This is a genomic window from Escherichia sp. AM3 (assembly GCF_032029835.1).
Taxonomy (GTDB): domain Bacteria; phylum Pseudomonadota; class Gammaproteobacteria; order Enterobacterales; family Enterobacteriaceae; genus Escherichia; species Escherichia coli.
Genome location: NZ_JAVUPQ010000752.1, coordinates 1 through 328, shown reverse-complemented (window position 1 = coordinate 328; position 328 = coordinate 1). Strand labels below are relative to the sequence as shown.

Annotated in this window: 1 protein-coding gene; it reads left to right on the top strand. The window is 57.6% G+C overall.

Annotation, left to right across the window (positions count from 1 at the left end):
• Positions 1 to 73: 73 nt before the first annotated feature.
• Positions 74 to 328, top strand: a 255-nt coding sequence (locus RTW80_RS28205) for an alpha-hydroxy-acid oxidizing protein (RefSeq protein ID WP_312721412.1), incomplete at its 3' end; no start/stop codon positions are given.

The window sequence follows — 328 nt, the reverse complement described above, 5'->3', positions numbered from 1 at the left end:
ATGAAGATCAGGCCCGACAGGCGCGTATTACCCGTCTGCCTGGCGAGAGTGATATTTCCAGGGAGAACAAAGCATGATTATTTCAGCAGCCAGTGATTATCGCGCCGCGGCGCAGCGCATTTTGCCCCCGTTCCTGTTCCACTACATTGACGGCGGGGCGTATGCCGAATACACCCTGCGCCGCAACGTGGAAGACCTGTCGGAGGTGGCCCTGCGCCAGCGCGTGCTGAAGAATATGTCTGACCTGAGCCTTGAGACGAAGCTGTTTAACGAAACGCTCTCCATGCCGGTAGCGCTCGCACCTGTCGGTTTATGCGGCATGTATGCC